The organism is Nonomuraea marmarensis, from assembly GCF_043197025.1.
In the GTDB taxonomy this organism is placed as follows: domain Bacteria; phylum Actinomycetota; class Actinomycetes; order Streptosporangiales; family Streptosporangiaceae; genus Nonomuraea; species Nonomuraea marmarensis.
This window is the reverse complement of sequence record NZ_JBICRM010000035.1, coordinates 86167-100847: the sequence shown is the minus strand read 5'-3', so window position 1 is coordinate 100847 and position 14681 is coordinate 86167. Positions and strand designations below refer to the sequence as shown.

General features: G+C 67.5%; 19 protein-coding genes and 1 tRNA gene. 13 read left to right on the top strand and 7 right to left on the bottom strand.

Annotated elements, in window-relative coordinates; all coding sequences use genetic code 11:
* Positions 1–682 precede the first annotated feature (682 nt).
* Complete coding sequence (locus ACFLIM_RS39965; RefSeq protein WP_393174098.1) at positions 683–1567, bottom strand: SDR family oxidoreductase; 885 nt, start codon at positions 1565–1567, stop codon at positions 683–685.
* 150 nt (positions 1568–1717) lie between these two features.
* Between ACFLIM_RS39965 and ACFLIM_RS39960 the strand changes: the two genes are divergently transcribed.
* Both ACFLIM_RS39960 and ACFLIM_RS39955 read left to right on the top strand, forming a co-directional pair.
* Positions 1718–2254, top strand: a complete 537-nt coding sequence (locus ACFLIM_RS39960) for a TetR/AcrR family transcriptional regulator (RefSeq protein ID WP_393174096.1) — start codon at positions 1718–1720, stop codon at positions 2252–2254.
* A gap of 141 nt (positions 2255–2395) precedes the next feature.
* Entirely contained in the window at positions 2396–3115 is a 720-nt protein-coding gene (locus tag ACFLIM_RS39955) for a hypothetical protein (RefSeq protein ID WP_393174094.1), read from the top strand.
* A gap of 230 nt (positions 3116–3345) precedes the next feature.
* On the opposite strand, the gene ACFLIM_RS39950 is transcribed toward ACFLIM_RS39955, so the two are convergent.
* Positions 3346–3807, bottom strand: a complete 462-nt coding sequence (locus tag ACFLIM_RS39950) for a MarR family winged helix-turn-helix transcriptional regulator (protein WP_393174092.1) — start codon at positions 3805–3807, stop codon at positions 3346–3348.
* Positions 3808–3864: 57 nt separating this feature from the next.
* Here ACFLIM_RS39950 and ACFLIM_RS39945 point away from each other — a divergent pair, with 57 nt between their 5' ends.
* Together ACFLIM_RS39945 and ACFLIM_RS39940 are read left to right on the top strand one after the other, a co-directional pair.
* Positions 3865–4143, top strand: coding sequence for a hypothetical protein (locus ACFLIM_RS39945; RefSeq protein ID WP_393174090.1), 279 nt, complete (start codon positions 3865–3867; stop codon positions 4141–4143).
* A 2-nt stretch (positions 4144–4145) separates the two neighbouring features.
* Positions 4146–4991 (top strand): SDR family oxidoreductase, encoded by an 846-nt coding sequence (locus ACFLIM_RS39940; RefSeq protein ID WP_393174088.1) that lies wholly within the window; start codon positions 4146–4148, stop codon positions 4989–4991.
* A gap of 55 nt (positions 4992–5046) precedes the next feature.
* On the opposite strand, the gene ACFLIM_RS39935 is transcribed toward ACFLIM_RS39940, so the two are convergent.
* Positions 5047–5688, bottom strand: a complete 642-nt coding sequence (locus ACFLIM_RS39935; protein ID WP_393174086.1) for a LysE family translocator — start codon at positions 5686–5688, stop codon at positions 5047–5049.
* A gap of 106 nt (positions 5689–5794) precedes the next feature.
* Between ACFLIM_RS39935 and ypfJ (ACFLIM_RS39930) the strand changes: the two genes are divergently transcribed.
* The 4 genes from ypfJ (ACFLIM_RS39930) to ACFLIM_RS39915 all read left to right on the top strand — a co-directional run bounded on the left by ypfJ (ACFLIM_RS39930) (position 5795) and on the right by ACFLIM_RS39915 (position 8855).
* The gene (gene ypfJ, locus ACFLIM_RS39930; protein ID WP_393174084.1) at positions 5795–6733 is read left to right on the top strand and encodes a KPN_02809 family neutral zinc metallopeptidase; all 939 of its coding nucleotides are present in this window, start codon (positions 5795–5797) and stop codon (positions 6731–6733) included.
* A gap of 76 nt (positions 6734–6809) precedes the next feature.
* Positions 6810–7640 (top strand): KPN_02809 family neutral zinc metallopeptidase, encoded by an 831-nt coding sequence (gene ypfJ / locus ACFLIM_RS39925; RefSeq protein ID WP_393174082.1) that lies wholly within the window; start codon positions 6810–6812, stop codon positions 7638–7640.
* A gap of 48 nt (positions 7641–7688) precedes the next feature.
* Positions 7689–7985, top strand: a complete 297-nt coding sequence (locus ACFLIM_RS39920; RefSeq protein ID WP_195897211.1) for a type II toxin-antitoxin system VapB family antitoxin — start codon at positions 7689–7691, stop codon at positions 7983–7985.
* Positions 7986–8099: 114 nt separating this feature from the next.
* Complete coding sequence (locus ACFLIM_RS39915; protein WP_393174080.1) at positions 8100–8855, top strand: DUF4352 domain-containing protein; 756 nt, start codon at positions 8100–8102, stop codon at positions 8853–8855.
* A gap of 43 nt (positions 8856–8898) precedes the next feature.
* On the opposite strand, the gene ACFLIM_RS39910 is transcribed toward ACFLIM_RS39915, so the two are convergent.
* The 4 genes from ACFLIM_RS39910 to ACFLIM_RS39895 form a co-directional block, all read right to left on the bottom strand.
* A tRNA-Ser gene (locus ACFLIM_RS39910) sits at positions 8899–8988 on the bottom strand.
* Positions 8989–8998: 10 nt separating this feature from the next.
* A complete protein-coding gene (gene tadA, locus ACFLIM_RS39905; protein ID WP_393174078.1) occupies positions 8999–9454 on the bottom strand; it encodes a tRNA adenosine(34) deaminase TadA in 456 nt (151 codons plus the stop codon).
* Positions 9455–9498: 44 nt separating this feature from the next.
* Positions 9499–9975 carry a tRNA adenosine deaminase-associated protein gene (locus ACFLIM_RS39900; RefSeq protein WP_393174076.1) on the bottom strand — a complete coding sequence of 159 codons (477 nt, stop codon included), beginning with the start codon at positions 9973–9975 and terminating at the stop codon, positions 9499–9501.
* An 18-nt stretch (positions 9976–9993) separates the two neighbouring features.
* The gene (locus ACFLIM_RS39895; protein ID WP_393174074.1) at positions 9994–10509 is read right to left on the bottom strand and encodes a tRNA adenosine deaminase-associated protein; all 516 of its coding nucleotides are present in this window, start codon (positions 10507–10509) and stop codon (positions 9994–9996) included.
* Between the two features lie 164 nt (positions 10510–10673).
* Here ACFLIM_RS39895 and upp point away from each other — a divergent pair, with 164 nt between their 5' ends.
* From upp to ACFLIM_RS39870, 5 genes are all read left to right on the top strand, one after another.
* On the top strand, positions 10674–11312 hold the full coding sequence (upp, locus tag ACFLIM_RS39890) for a uracil phosphoribosyltransferase (RefSeq protein WP_393174072.1): 639 nt from the start codon (positions 10674–10676) through the stop codon (positions 11310–11312).
* A gap of 138 nt (positions 11313–11450) precedes the next feature.
* Positions 11451–11675, top strand: coding sequence for a hypothetical protein (locus ACFLIM_RS39885; protein WP_393174070.1), 225 nt, complete (start codon positions 11451–11453; stop codon positions 11673–11675).
* 252 nt (positions 11676–11927) lie between these two features.
* Complete coding sequence (locus ACFLIM_RS39880) at positions 11928–12461, top strand: PH domain-containing protein (protein WP_393174068.1); 534 nt, start codon at positions 11928–11930, stop codon at positions 12459–12461.
* A 96-nt stretch (positions 12462–12557) separates the two neighbouring features.
* Complete coding sequence (locus tag ACFLIM_RS39875; RefSeq protein WP_393174066.1) at positions 12558–13901, top strand: helix-turn-helix domain-containing protein; 1344 nt, start codon at positions 12558–12560, stop codon at positions 13899–13901.
* 100 nt (positions 13902–14001) lie between these two features.
* Positions 14002–14676: a FadR/GntR family transcriptional regulator gene (locus ACFLIM_RS39870; protein WP_393174064.1), complete on the top strand. Its 675-nt coding sequence runs from the start codon at positions 14002–14004 to the stop codon at positions 14674–14676.
* Positions 14677–14681 lie beyond the last annotated feature (5 nt).

The window sequence follows — 14681 nt, the reverse complement described above, 5'->3', positions numbered from 1 at the left end:
CGTCTTGACCCGTCAGGTCGATCTCTCCTGCTCATAGGCCAGGAGGACACACAGGAAAAACGGCACCAAACCATCAGCATTCGGGCCGGTGTGGCTGCAAAGCCTTGACGGGCCGTTTCATATCAGACCTGAGCATTTCATCTCCAATGTGAGGCGTTGACAGCGCAGGGATTCGACCAGCGTGGTGCGCTCGTCGCCCAACGCTGGTCCGTTCTCACGCGGGTCGTCGTCAGACGGCTTACCGTCCGCGGTGAACATGTCGGCTCGTCGGGTCGTAGCCATGGCCGCAATCATCGGCGATGCGCATGGCGGCCGACAAGCGAATAACGACACCTGCACTCATGGTCAACGGGTTCGGGCACGCCCCACTCATGATCACTCAGGGTGACCACCACCTTGCGCGGAAAGGCTCACTGTGTGCAACGGCACGGCCTGACAGTCCCGACGATTCCAAGCCTCACATCTTGGCCGTGCTGCCCCCAATGTTGCGGTGGCCCGGGCTCTTGACCGTTCTCTATTCTCGGTTCACCGCCCGGAGCTTGGAGGGTCCGGGGGGTGCATACGCCGTCCTCGTAGGCACTCCGCGCCACAAGGAGCCGCCGAATCCTGGTACCGCTGCGGAGATGGGCCTGCCCCTCCGAGGACGGCACCCATTCGGCACAGCCGGTGGGGCGGGTCGGCGTCAGTCGGCGGTGAAGTAGTGACCGTCTTCGAGGTCGGCGATCAGGCCGGGGTGGACCGGCTCCCAGTCCAGCAACTGCCTGGTGTCCGCGTTGGGCATCGTGACGTCGAGCGTGATGAACGGGAAGGCATTGAAGTGGTCGGCGACCTGCTCGGCCGGGATGCTCACGGCCGGGACGTTCAGGTGACGGCCGATGGTCTCGGCGATCTCGCGCACCGTGATGCCCTCTTCGGTCGCGGCGTACAACTGCGAGCCGGCCGGGGCGCTCTCCAGCGCCAGCCGGTAGAGGCGGCCGACGTCCAGGACGTGACCAGCGGGCCAGCGGTTGGCGCCATCGCCGACGTAGCCGGACACGCCCGTGTCGCGGGCAATCTTGATCAGCGTTGGGATGAAGCCGGTCCTGTCCCGCGTGCTGTGCGTGACCGGCGGGATCGCGACGAGCACGGTCCGCACGCCGCGTTCGGTGAATGCGGCGATCGCGCTCGCTACGGCGGAGCGGGGGTTGGCGTCGATGGCCGCGTCGCGCTTCGCGTCGCCGGTGTGCGTCAAGCCGACGCCGAAGAGGGCCTTGCCCGTGCCGGCCAGCGCGTCGCCGAGTGTCTGCACCACAGCCAGGTCGGCGGCCGCCGCGTCGGCGAACTTTCCGGCGGCGATGGCGTCATGGTTGAACGCGAGATGGATGACCGCGTCTGCATCGGCTGCGGCCTCGCGCAGACCGTCCAGGTCGTCGACGTCGCCGCTGCGCACCTCGGCGCCCATGGCTTTGACGGCGGCGGCCGAGGCATCGGACCGCGCCAGGCCGACTACCTGGTGTCCGGCCTGGATCAGTTCGGGCACCACGGCCGATGCTATGTGGCCGCTGGCGCCGGTGACGAATACACGCATGTGTAGCTCTCCTGGGATGGGGCGCCCCGCTCGGGCGGAGACGAAGTGATGTGACTTGGTACCGTCACCATAACCGATGCGACGGTACCAAGCCACATCACCTATGCTGTTCGCATGGCTCGATGGGAACCGAACGCGCGGGAACGGCTGGTGCGCGCCGCACTGGACCTGTTCGCCGAGCAGGGCTACGACGCCACCACCGTCAACGAGATCGCCGATCGAGCCGGTCTGACCAAGACCACCTTCTTCCGGCACTTCCCCGACAAGCGGGAAGTGCTCTTCGCCGGCCAGGACATGCACGCCCGGCTCCTCGCCGACGCGATCATCGAGGCGCCCAGCCCGGCCACGCCGCTCGAAGCGGTCCGCGCGGCCCTCGACGCCCTCGCGACCACCTTCACGGACGACCGCCGTGAGTTCAGCGCCAAGCTCCGCCCGGTCATCGCCGGCCACAGCGAACTGCAAGAGCGCTCCGCTTTGAAGCGCGCCAAACTCGCCGAAGCCGTGACGAACGCACTCCACAAGCGCGGCGTATCGGAACCGACCGCGAGCCTCGCCGCCGAACTCGGCATCCGCGCCTTCCACCACGCCTTCGACCAGTGGGCCGATCCGGCCAACCAGCGAACGCTCACCGAACTCACAGGCCACACATTCGACGAACTCCGCGCCGCGATGGCCGCGCTCGGCTAGAGCTTGTCCGCTCGGTCATGTGACCGGCTGACCGTCGGTTCGTTGTCCTGACCCGGCCGTTCGCATCGTCCGGATAACGATTGTCGGCGAAATCGAGCGAGATCCCGGGTTTGTGATCCACCTCCGGCACGATCGCTGGTCATGAAGAAGATGATCATATTAGTGGCGGCCTGTGGCGCGCTGATGGTGGCCGCCGTGCCCGCGCAGGCGGCGCCGAAGAACCCCGTCAGCGTGCTGAAGGCCAAGCTGGTGCCCGGGCACGGCGTGCGGTTCACCGACACCGTCACCTGGTCGGACGGCACCGACGAGCGGGGGGCCCGGGACAGCAAGGGCGCCTTCCAGTTCGGCAAGAAGGGCGTCACCGCCTTCGACGTCTCGATGGACTCCGGCTACGAGCAGGAGCGGGTCATCTCCATCGGCAAGACCGGTTACTACTCGGGCGGTGACCTGGCCGGCCTGCTCCCCGAAGGCAAGACCTGGTTCAAGGGTACCGGCGGCGCCATTCCCGACTCCTGGGCGCAGTTCCTCAATCCGGCCGAGCCCAAGACCCTGGCCGCATTGATCAAGAACGGGAAGTCGAAGGGAAGCTCCGTCACCGGCTCGATCACCGTGAAGGAGCTCAAGGCGGTCTCGGCCTGGATCGCCGCCGCGAGGATAGACAAGGAACACGAAGACATCAAGATCTCCTATACCCTCACCCTGTCCTCGGCGGGCCTGGTGAGCAGGGCGCGGAGCTCGTACACGGTGACGGAGGACGGGGAGAGCAACATGGTCACCGTCGACAGCCGCTACACCGGGTGGGGCAGCAAGGTGTCGATCAAGGCGCCGGATCCCAACACGGTAACCACCAAGTTCCGCTGACCTTCGTCTTCCGCCGTCGCCTGGATGGTTGGTTCCAAGCCGCGAGCCAGCCATCGAACCGGTCAACGCCTCGGACAACTGCTGCTGATCCACGGTCCCTATCGGGCTCGCTGCGGCCATCATCGCGCGTAAGAACGGCTGGGCAGATTCGTGAGGGGGCCCGGCGGGGTCGGACAGACAGCACGTCCATCCGCAAAGTCATAGCGTTGCTGTCGCGTTGAGCCCCATCGTCACGCCCGGCGGGACGACTGCCGGTCGGCGATCAGCTTGAAGACGCGCTTGAACTCCGCGTACGCCTCCTTGCCCACGGCAGCCGCCAGTTCGGCCTCGATCGCGGACATGGCGGCGTCCGATTTGGTCATCTCGTCCAGCCCCTTCGCCGTGGGCACGATGAGCTTGGCCCGGCGGTCGGCCGGATCGGGCTGCCGCTCGACGTAACCGAGCTCGACCAGCTCGTCCACCAGCGTGCCGATGACCTGTTTGTGCTGGCCGGACTGGGCTGCGAGGTCGGTGGCCCGGCTGCCTTCCTCGTCGAGGTAGGCCAGCACGGCCCCGTGACGCGGCCGGAGCTCGGGATGCCCCTGCTCGGCGACCTCCGCGAAAAGCTCCCGCTGCACCGCGAACAGCGTCCGGCCGGCCAGGATACCGAGATCCGGGTACTCCTGCTTGCGCTCGCTCCTCCGCACTGTCACACCCTCCATTTAGTCACAAATCTTGATAGTCATCAATAATTACTATATAGTCGTCGCATGACCAGAACGGTGGAACTCACCCGGTTCCGCGTGTCTCCGGACAACGCCGAGCGGCTCCTGGCCGCCCGTCCCGGGATGCTCGCGGGCTTCCTCGCCGCACGTCTGGTGCGCCTACCCGGCGACGAGTGGCTCGACATCGTGGCGTGGCGCTCGTCCGAGGACCGCGCGGACTCCGGCGCGAAGGGCGCCAACCTGCCCGGCATCCGGGCCTTCTTCGAACTGATCGACGAGCTGGTGTCCGCGGAAGACGGCACCACTGAAGAGAGCGAGCGCTGACCATGACCATCCTCATCACCGGAGCCACCGGCACCGTCTCCAGCGCTGTGCTCGACGCGCTGCCCGGCAAGGACGGAGTGCGGGTGCTGGTGCGAGATCCGGCCAAGGCCCCGACAGGGTACGAGGTGACCGTCGGCGACCTCGACGACCCGGCGACGCTGCACGACGCGTTCGACGGCGTGGAGACGCTGTGGCTGCTCACCGCGATGGGACCGCAGGCCCCGCACGCCAGCATGAACGCGGTCTGGGCGGCCCGCCAAGCGGGCGTGCGCCATGTGGTCCGGATGTCGGCGATCGGCGCCGCGCACGACGCGCCCACTCGCAACGGCCGCCTGCACGCCCTGTCCGACACCGAGCTCCAGGCGTCCGGTCTCGGCTGGACCATCATCCGCCCGGCGTTCTTCATGCAGAACCTCTTCGGCTCCGTCAACGACGGCACTCTGTACGGCGCCACCGCCCAGGCGCGGCTCGGCCTGATCGACGTGCGGGACATCGGCGACTTCGCCGCCACGCTGCTGACCGACCCCCGACCGCACACAGGCAAGGTCTACACCCTCACAGGCCCGGCCAGCATCTCCCTGGCCGAGGCCGCGGACCGGCTCGGCGAGGCGTACCGCAAGCCGATCGCCTACCAGTCCGTGACGCCGGAGCAGGCGTACGCCGCCATGCTCGAGGCGGGACTACCGGAATGGAACGCCGCGGTCAACACCGAGTACGCGCGGGCCTACGCCGCCGGGTGGGGCGACTACACGACGGACGACTTCCGTGCGGTGATGGGCAGGGACGCCCGTACGTTCCTGGACTTCGCCACGGCCCACGGCGACCGGCTGCGCTCCGGTCAGGCGTGACCCGGCCGTCCACTGCCCAACCGACAAGGCCCTGGCCGGCCTCTGTGTAGCCCGCTCAGGCGGCTACGAGGGCCTTGGAGCGGTCGGTGGCCATGGTGATGGCGAAGCCGCCGAGGACCGTGCCTGTCACGTAGCGCTGGACGCGCACCCAGAGGGGACGGCTGGCCAGGAACGCCGCCAGGCTTCCCGCCGTGAGCACGATCAGGGCGTTGACCAGGGTGCCGACGGCGATCTGTACGGAGCCGAGCGCCAGGCTCTGCAGCAGCACGTGACCCATGGACGGGTCGATGAACTGCGGGAGCAGCGACAGGTACAAGATGGCGATCTTGGGATTCAGCAGGCAGGTCAGCAGGCCCATCGCGAACAGCTTGCCCGGCCGCTCCACCGGGAGCTCACGCGGCTGGAAGGCGGACGTGCCGCCCGGCCTGAGGGCGTTCCAGGCCAGCCAGAGCAGGTACGCGGCGCCGGCCAGCTTGAGCCCCGTGTACGCGGCCGGCACGTACGCGAAGACGGCCGTCAGCCCGAGGCAGGTCGCGGTCAGATAGACGGTGAAGCCCAGGAATACACCCGTGAGGGAGATGAGGCCGGACCGGCGGCCCTGCGTGATCGAGCGTGAGACCAGATAGATCATGTTCGGCCCTGGTGTGAGAACCATGCCCAGCGAAACCAGCGCGATCCCGATCAAGCCACCCGTCATAGCGGCAGATTAGCCGACATATCGCCAAATATCATGCCCGGCCCCCACCCGTCGACTGCTGTGCGTATTCGATCCGCTACTGGGGAGGATGCATCCGGGGGGACACATGCAGTTCGACGACGATGCGCCACTCGATCCGTCGCAGGTCGAGGACGCGCGGGCTTCGGGCCCGCAACCGGGCAGAGGCGGCGGGATGCCGAGCGGGTGCATGCTGCCCGTCGGCGGCCGGGGCGCCGGTTGCCTGGTGCTGGTCGTGGCGGTGGCCGGGCTGTTCCTGTTCAGGTTCCTCCCCTTCAGCGGTCAGGAGGGCGGGCAGCAGGGCGGCGGGCAGCAGCCGAGCCCCCCGCCGGCGCTCTCCCCGAGCGGCAACCTGGCCGAACGCTGCCGGACCGGCGCCGACGCCGACCAGTCGGAGGACTGCCGCATCGTCGGCATCGTGAACAGCATCCAGTCCTACTGGCGGCAGGCGTTCCAGGAGCGCGGCCGGACCTACCAGCCGGCCAAGACCGTGTTGTTCTCGCGGGCCGTCAACACCGGCTGCGGCGTGGCCAGCTCCGCCGTCGGCCCCTTCTACTGTCCCGGCGATCGCAAGGTCTACCTGGACCTGGCCTTCTTCAACACGCTCCAGCGCGACTTCGGCGCCGAGGGCGGGCCGTTCGCCCAGGCGTACGTGATCGCCCACGAGTACGGCCACCACGTCCAGAACCTGCTCGGCACCATGAACAGGGTCGGCGACAACAGCAGGCCGGGCGCCACCAGCCCGTCGGTACGCCTCGAGCTCCAGGCCGACTGCTACGCCGGAGTCTGGGCGCACAACGCGGTCAAGACCGGGTTCTACCAGGCGCCGTTCTCCCAGACCGACATCGACCAGGCGCTCAGCGCGGCCGCCGCCGTAGGCGACGACAGCATCCAGCGGCGCTCGCAGGGCCGCGTGACCCCCGACGCCTTCACGCACGGCACGTCCCAGCAGCGGGGGAAGTGGTTCAGCATCGGGTACGACGGCGGCGACCCGAAGCGGTGCGACACCTTCACCGGTGGCATTTAGCCCATCCTGGCGGTATTCAGGCGGTCCCATGGGGGAAGCTGTCATGCGGGCCGCACCCCCAGAAGGGACGTCAAGGATGGACTTCAGAGACGACGTCGACCTCGATGCCTCGCAGGTGGAGGACGCCGGAGGCGGAGGGTTCTCCGGCGGCGGCTTTCCGGGCGGGATGATCATCGGTGGTGGCGGCATCGTCGGCCTGATCGCGCTCGTGCTGGTGTTCGTGCTGAACAACGTGGGCGGCGGCGGCGAGCCCGCCCAGCGGCGACCGCCTGCCAATCTCTCCCAGCAGTGCCAGACAGGCGAGGACGCCGACCAGTCGGAACGGTGCCGGGTGGTGGGCGTGGTCAACAGCATCCAGGACTACTGGAAGCAGGAAATTTCCGAATATCGCCAGGCCAAGACCATCCTGTACTCGGGCCGTTTACGTACCGGCTGCGGCACCGCCAGTTCCGCCGTCGGCCCCTTCTACTGCCCCGGCGACAAGCGCGTCTACCTCGACCTGAGCTTCTTCGACCAGCTCCACGACCAGTTCGGCGCCAAGGGCGGACCGTTCGCCCAGGCGTACGTGATCGCCCACGAGTACGGCCACCACGTCCAGAACCTGCTCGGCACGCTCCAATCGGGCAGCTCGGTCCCCATCGAGCTGCAAGCCGACTGCTACGCGGGAGTCTGGGCGAACAACGCGGTGGACACGGGGTTCTACGAGAAACCGTTCACCAAGGCAGAGATCTCCGAGGCCCTGGACGCCGCGGCGGCGGTCGGCGACGACAGAATCCAGCAACGCACCAGCGGCAGAATCGACCCCGAATCGTTCACGCACGGCAGTTCCGCGCAACGCGTCAACGCCTTCCAACGCGGCTACAAAAACGGCAGACCCGGCGACTGCGAACTGGGGGAGCTGCGCTGAAGCCGCCGGACAACGCAAGGAATCGGATTCTCTCCTAAAATCAGTGGGGTGATCTTCAAGCTTGTCGGCGACGGACGCCCTTATCCCGAACACGGTCTGACGCACCGAGAGTGGGCGCAGATCCCTCCACGGCAGGTCCGGCTCGACTCGTTGATCACCACGAAGGCCATGCTGGACCTGCACTCGCTGCTCGCCGCCGACTCCACCTTCTACGGGGACCTCTTCCCGCACGTGGTGCAGTGGCAGGGCGAGCTCTATCTGGAGGACGGTCTGCACCGCGCGTTGCGCGCCGCCCTGCACCAACGATCGATCCTGCACGCCAGGGTCCTGGAGCTGCCCAACTGAGAACAACTGAGAAAGGAAAAGGGAGCCGCGATTCGCGGCTCCCTTTTTCATGTGTCAACCCGCGTGGGACCTCGGGCGTCACAGCAGCACCTCTCAACATCATTTGGAGAATCCGTGTCGTATCCGCAACAACCCCCGGGCCACCATCCGCCGCACGGATACGGCTACCAGCCGCCGCCGCAGAAGAACAACCTGGGCGTGATCCTGTTGCTGGCCATCGGGTTACCGGTGCTGTTACTCGGCGGGTGCGGCGCGATGTTCTTCGTGCTCACGGCGGAAACGGCGACCGTGACCGCGCAGGAAGGCGATTCGCTCGATCTCCGGACGGAGGCCGACGATGACCAGCCCAAGGTGCAGCTCGACCTGAGCAACCCGCCGAGCGCCGCACCCGAGCAGGCCACGCCCCCGAGCGCCGCACCCGAGCAGACCGCCGCGCAACCACAGCAGCAGGCCGCGGCCAAGATCGGCGACACGATCACGCTCCAAGGCCGTGACCCCGGCCTCAAGGTCGCCGTCACCGTCAACCAGGTCATCCCGCAAGCGACCCCGGCCAGCAGCTTGTTGAAGCCGCAGACGGGCAAGCGGTACGTGGCGGTGCAGCTCACCCTCACCAACCAGGGCCAGGCGCCCTACAGCGACGCTCCGGACAACGGAGCCCTGCTCATCGACGGCGAGGGGCAACAGCACCGGCCCGGAATCGCCGCAGTCAGCGAAGGCGAGTCGTTCGGCGGCTCGGCCACGATCAACACCGGCGACAGCAGGAAGGGCATGATCGTGTTCGAGGTGCCGGAGACGGCCACGCTCGCCAAGCTCCAGTTCGCCCTCGACAGTGGGTTCGCCGACCAGAAGGGCGAATGGGCGCTCGGCTGAGCCCACGCGAAAGGGCCTCCGAAATCTCGGAGGCCCTGGGCGATGGCGGTGGTGGTGGGATTTGAACCCACGGATGAGTTGCCCCATCACACGCTTTCGAGGCGTGCGCCCTCGGCCACTAGGCGACACCACCGCGCACGAGCTTACCGGATCCTCCGAGTGGCGAAGAACCGCTTTAGTACGTCGGAGCACTCCTCCGCAAGCACCCCCATCACGACCTCGGGCCGATGGTTGAGCCGGCGATCCCGTACGACGTCCCACAACGAGCCCACAGCCCCGCCCTTCTCGTCGACGGCGCCGTACACGATCCGATCCACCCTGGCCAGCACCGCGGCCCCCGCGCACATCGTGCAGGGCTCCAGCGTCACCACGAGCGTGCACCCGCTCAGCCGCCACTGTCCGCGCAGCGCGGCCGCCCGCCTGAGCGCGAGCACCTCGGCGTGCGCCGTCGGGTCGGCGGCCGACTCGCGGTCGTTGCCCGCCGCGGACAGGACCTCGCCGAGCGGGTCGAGCACCACCGCGCCCACGGGGATCTCTCCCCTGGCGGCCGCCATGACGGCTTCAGCCAGGGCCAGCCGCATGGCCTCCTCGTGGGTCATAGCAACTCGGTGGGTCATAGCAACTCGTGGGTCACAGCAAAACGTCACCGCAGCCGGTCGAGCTCGTCGGCGAACGACAGCCGCTCGGCGATCACCGAGAGGATGTCGGCGGGCAACATGCCCTCCTCCATGCTCAGCTCCAGCAACTCTTCCGAGCTCACGCCCAGGTCGCTGAGCAGCTCGAAGTCGCCGGCCGGGCGTACGCCGAGCCCGTTGCTCTCTTTGTCGGGCGCCACGCCGGCGAACTCGGCGAACAGCTCGCCCAGGCTGTCGGCAAGAATCGCGTGCGCGTCCGACAGGAACACGCGCGGCTCGTCCTCGCCGCGATATCGGGCGATGGCGAACCATTCGTCCTCGACCTCGACACAGAGGAGGGCCAGCTCGTCGCCCGTCAGGCCCAATGCCTCCGTGACCGCGTCACCGAAGTCGTCGACGATCTCGGCATGACCCAGATCGACCTCGGCACCGCTCCAACCGTCGGAGGTCCTGACAAACGCCGCAGAGAAGGTGTTGGACGCCATGTCCGCGCTCCAGGGGGGTCAGCCGAAGACCGATTCGATGGCACGCTCGAACGGCTCGGAGAACCCGAGCCGCGCGGCGATGCTGGACAACACATCTTCGGGCAGCAGATCAATGTCGCCGGAGAGGATGCCCAGCTCCATCTCGTCCAACCCGAGATCGGCGAAGATCGACAGATCTCCGGCCGGGAGCACCGTCTCCTCGTCCTGGAGGATCTCGTCGAGCTCCTCCTCGTCGGGAACCGGCACGTCGAGGTAGTGCAGGACCTGGCGGGCCAGCGGGAAGTCCCAGGAGGCGGCGATGTCGGACAGGAAGACGTCCACCCGATCGCCCAGGACCCGCAACGCCACGAAGAACTCGTCCCCGACGGCGACCAGGCCGATCGTGCCGCTCTCGCTCGGCTGCTGCTTCAGGGCGTGGATCAGCCCCTGCAGGTCGGACGTGAGCGTGACAGGCAGCAGCCCGGCATCCCAGCACTCGTCCTCGCGATAGACCACGATGGCGAAGTCGAGAGCGTCTTCGTCTGTCATCGCCATCCCCACCCGACCTCTGACACGACAGATATCACCAGCACCCAATCGTTCCAGAACCGGGCACCGGTCGTGTGCCTCTCCGACCAAATTGTGATCAAAACCCATGACGTGAGCCGCCAGGGTAGCGGGTCCGCGCCTGCTTTCCCCACAAGATAGCGTTGTCCCCTATGGAGACCCTCGTCGTCGACCATCCCCTCGTGGCTCACAAGCTCACCACGTTGCGCGATGTCCGCACCGACTCGCCCACCTTCCGCAGGCTCGCGGACGAGCTGGTGACGCTGCTGGCGTACGAGGCCACCCGCGACGTGCGCGTCATCGACGTCACCGTCGAGACGCCCGTCTCCCCCGCCCACGGTGTACGGCTGGCCAAGCCGCATCCGCTGGTCGTGCCCATCCTGCGCGCGGGGCTCGGCATGCTCGACGGCATGACCAGGCTGCTGCCCACGGCCGAGGTCGGGTTCCTCGGCATGATTCGTAACGAGTCCACGCTGCAGGCGGAGACGTACGCCACGCGGCTGCCCGACGACCTGTCGGGGCGGCAGTGCTTCGTGGTCGACCCGATGCTGGCCACCGGCGGCACGCTGGCGGCCGCCGTGCGGTACCTGTTCGACCGGGGGGCCGTGGACGTCACGGCCATCTGCCTGCTGGCCGCCCCCGAGGGGCTGGCCTACATGGACAAGGTGTTCGCGAACTCGGGCAAGCCCATCCGCGTGGTGACCGCCGCGCTCGACGAGCGGCTCAACGAGAACGGCTACATCGTGCCCGGCCTCGGTGACGCGGGAGACCGTCTCTACGGCGTCGTCTGAAAAGTCCCGCTTTTCGTTACGCGGAGTCGTCACTTCGTTACATACTGTGGTTGGGTGGGTACGAAGAGACGGGAAGGCAACTTCCGCATGCGCATGGGGGAGCACGATGAGCGACATGCCCAGTGCCGAGGTGTCGTCGTGAACGATCACATTGAGGCGGATCCGACTCCGTACGCGGAGGTGGAGTCGGTGTTGCGCGATGAGTTCGCCGGCGTCCACTCCTCGACCACGGTAACGCGGTGCGTCGAGGCGGCGCACTACGGCGCGCTGGAGGTCACCGGCTATGCCCATCCGAGCCTTGTCGAGCGCATCGCGCGCAAGCACCTTCACGTCCTGGCTCTGGTGGCCAGCGAACGTGGCTAAGCAAGATCAGAACTAACCCGCCAAGTTACCTTTACCCCGGCATCCGGGTGGGTAATGTATACGGCGGGTGGAGTGGGTTAGTGGCACGGAGGCGACAGTGCAGGTCAAAAAAGTCCTCACATGGGGTGGTATCGCATTTGTGGCGTACTACCTGTTCGCGCGACCGGCTGACGCCGCGGACGCGGTCAGAGGGGCGTTCGACACAGTGTTCAACGCGGCCGACTCGCTGGCCCAATTTGTGAACAGCCTCGCATGAGACTTGTGACCCACGGGGACTCCGCTCCGTCGTCGGTCAACCGCTACCTCCTCCCCCACGAACAACAGGTCATCATGGTCCGGCGGCACCCCGCCATCTTGCTGCGTCCCATCGCCGAGGTGTTCGGCGGGCTGATCGTGGCCGGGTTGCTCAGCAAGTTCTTCGGCGGCGGCCAGACGGGCGGCACGGCGCTCGTCGTCGTCTGGTGGTTGTGGCTCCTGCTGCTGATCCGTTTCGTATGGAAAGTCGCGGAGTGGTCGGTCGATTACTTTGTGGTGACTTCCAAGCGCATGTTGCTGACCACCGGGCTCATCACCCGCAAAGTCGCGATGATGCCCTTGGGGAAGGTCACCGACATGAGCTTCCAAAGATCTCTGCTTGGGCGCATGCTCGGTTACGGTGAGTTCATCCTGGAGTCCGCCGGACAGGACCAAGCACTGTCAACGGTTGAGTACATTCCGTATCCGGAGACCCTCTACCTCGAGGTCTGCCAGATGCTTTTCCCCAGCAAGGACGAGAGCGACGATTAATCTTTACGTGGGGAATTCTTCACGTGGGGATACCAGATTCGGCTACTTCATGCAATCATTGCGTGTTGTTGACCCTTCCCCGCCTTGAGAGATGAGATGCCGAGTCAGGGAACCATCGGTGACCGCGTCCGAGGATTGCGGCTGAACAGGCGGATGTCCCAGGCCCAGTTGGCTGGACCCGACCTGTCTGACAGTTATGTCTCGCTCATTGAGTCGGGCAAGCGCACGCCGACTCCCGTCGTGGCGCGGCTCCTGGCCGAGCGCCTCGGTTGCACCACCGAGTTCCTCCTTCACGGGATCGAGCCTCGGCAGCGCATCGACACCGAGCTCGGGTTGCGCCATGCCGAGCTCGAACTGCAGCACGGCGACCCGTCCATCGCCGCCGACCGGTTCACGGAGATCGTGAAGGCGGCCGACGAGGAAAACGCCATGCTGACCGCGCACGCCCGGTTCGGCAGGGCGCGCGCCCTCGAGGCCCAGGGTCGCCTCGGCCAGGCGGTGGAGGCGTTCGAGCGCCTGCGCAGGGAGGCCGCGGCGCACCCCGAGCGGCTGGCCGACCTTCCGCTCACCATCGCGCTGAGCCGCTGCTACCAGCGGGCCGGCGACCGGCTGCGCGCCCGCGACCTGGCCACCTACGCCTTGGAGCAGGCCGAGCGGCTGTCCATCACGCAGGGCGAGGTCGCCATCGACCTGGCCGCCGCGCTGGTCGAGGCACGCAGCGAGCGGGAAAACGACTCCCCCGAGCTCGGATACGTCAAGCGCGTGCTGGACACGACCGGCGTTCCTGCTGTTGTGGACCGTTCCGGAGAAATCCAGGCACTGTGGCACGCGAGCGCCGCCGCGGCGGCGGGCGAGGACTCGGCGCTGGCCGTGCGCCTGGCCGACGACGCGATCATGGCGGGCCGCCAGGTGCGGCTCGCGCTGCAGCTCGCCAGGGCCGCCATGCACTGGTCCAGGCTGGCCACCGCACCGATCGACGAGGCCGAGCGGCTCATCGGGGCCGCCTCCCAGGCGTTCGCCGCCTTCCCCGCCACCGCGCGCGAGCACGGCGAGAGCCTGATCGTGCACGCGCGGGTGCGGCTGCGGGCCGGCGACCTGGCGCACGCCGGCGAGCTGGCCGACTCGGCGCTGCGGTTGTCGCCCGACCGTTCCGGCACGACGCCCGCCGAGGCCCACCTCGTGCTGGCCACCGTCGCGCTCGACCGGGGCGACGACGCCGCCGCGCACCTGCCGACCGCTCACGAGTTGCTCAACACGCTCGACCGGCCGGTGTTCGGGTCCGACCGGCAGGCCGCCCGTTGCTGGCGTGAGCTGGGCGACCTCTACGGACGGATCGGATCCAGGGCACAGCAGACGGGGGCCTACCGTAAGGCCCTCGAAGCCGCCGGAGTCCGCTCCGCCATGGCGGGGGTGACGGTTGACACCACGGTTTCGCACTGAACCTCCGGGAGCTCCAGATTTGGCGTTTTGAGTCTGGAATAATTAGGGTCGACCAGTCATTGACTCATAGGATGATTGGTTTCCCCGGAGGAGGCGGACTGTGAGTCTGCGTACGGCGCAGCGGGCTTCGCTCGTCGACCAGGTGATCGACCAGCTCAAGGAGCAGATCACCTCAGGATCGTGGCAGATGAACGGCAAGATCCCGACCGAGACCGTGCTCGCCGAGCAACTCGGGGTGGGTCGCAACACCGTTCGTGAGGCCGTACGCGCGCTCACGCACGCCGGGCTACTCGAGTGCCGTCAGGGGGACGGCACTTACGTCCGCGCGACCAGCGAACTGTCCGGCGCGATGCTCAGGCGGCTGCGGCAGGCCGAGCAGCTCGAGATCTTCGAAGTACGCCGTGCACTCGAGGTCGAGTCCGCGCGCCTGGCGGCCACCCGGCGCACTGACGAGGACATCAAGCGGATCGAGGCGGCGCTGGCCGAGCGGGACCGCGCCTGGGAGCTGGACGACCCCGACTTCTTCGTCGAGTCCGACCTGGCCTTCCACATGGCGGTCGCGCACGCCACCCACAATCTGGTGCTCATCGACCTGTACGAGGACTTCTCCGCGGCGTTGCGGGCCAGCATCACCGCGGCCGGGACGTCGCTGAACAAGAGCTACATCCCGCACGACGCGATCGCCCGGGCCATCGCGGCCGGAGACGCGGCGGCGGCGGAGCGGGCTGGGCACGCCTGCATGGAGCACATCCTCATCGCCCTCACGGAGTCCTGACCCAC

What these genes read in the sequence shown, in the direction of transcription:
- ACFLIM_RS39965 (WP_393174098.1), bottom strand. Translation starts at nt 1,567, where the DNA reads ATGCGTGTATTCGTCACCGGCGCCAGCGGCCACATAGCATCGGCCGTG.
- ACFLIM_RS39955 (WP_393174094.1), top strand. Translation starts at nt 2,396, where the DNA reads ATGAAGAAGATGATCATATTAGTGGCGGCCTGTGGCGCGCTGATGGTG.
- ACFLIM_RS39945 (WP_393174090.1), top strand. Translation starts at nt 3,865, where the DNA reads ATGACCAGAACGGTGGAACTCACCCGGTTCCGCGTGTCTCCGGACAAC.
- ACFLIM_RS39940 (WP_393174088.1), top strand. Translation starts at nt 4,146, where the DNA reads ATGACCATCCTCATCACCGGAGCCACCGGCACCGTCTCCAGCGCTGTG.
- ACFLIM_RS39935 (WP_393174086.1), bottom strand. Translation starts at nt 5,688, where the DNA reads ATGACGGGTGGCTTGATCGGGATCGCGCTGGTTTCGCTGGGCATGGTT.
- ypfJ (WP_393174084.1), top strand. Translation starts at nt 5,795, where the DNA reads ATGCAGTTCGACGACGATGCGCCACTCGATCCGTCGCAGGTCGAGGAC.
- ypfJ (WP_393174082.1), top strand. Translation starts at nt 6,810, where the DNA reads ATGGACTTCAGAGACGACGTCGACCTCGATGCCTCGCAGGTGGAGGAC.
- tadA (WP_393174078.1), bottom strand. Translation starts at nt 9,454, where the DNA reads ATGACCCACGAGGAGGCCATGCGGCTGGCCCTGGCTGAAGCCGTCATG.
- ACFLIM_RS39900 (WP_393174076.1), bottom strand. Translation starts at nt 9,975, where the DNA reads ATGGCGTCCAACACCTTCTCTGCGGCGTTTGTCAGGACCTCCGACGGT.
- ACFLIM_RS39895 (WP_393174074.1), bottom strand. Translation starts at nt 10,509, where the DNA reads ATGGCGATGACAGACGAAGACGCTCTCGACTTCGCCATCGTGGTCTAT.
- upp (WP_393174072.1), top strand. Translation starts at nt 10,674, where the DNA reads ATGGAGACCCTCGTCGTCGACCATCCCCTCGTGGCTCACAAGCTCACC.
- ACFLIM_RS39880 (WP_393174068.1), top strand. Translation starts at nt 11,928, where the DNA reads ATGAGACTTGTGACCCACGGGGACTCCGCTCCGTCGTCGGTCAACCGC.
- ACFLIM_RS39875 (WP_393174066.1), top strand. Translation starts at nt 12,558, where the DNA reads ATGCCGAGTCAGGGAACCATCGGTGACCGCGTCCGAGGATTGCGGCTG.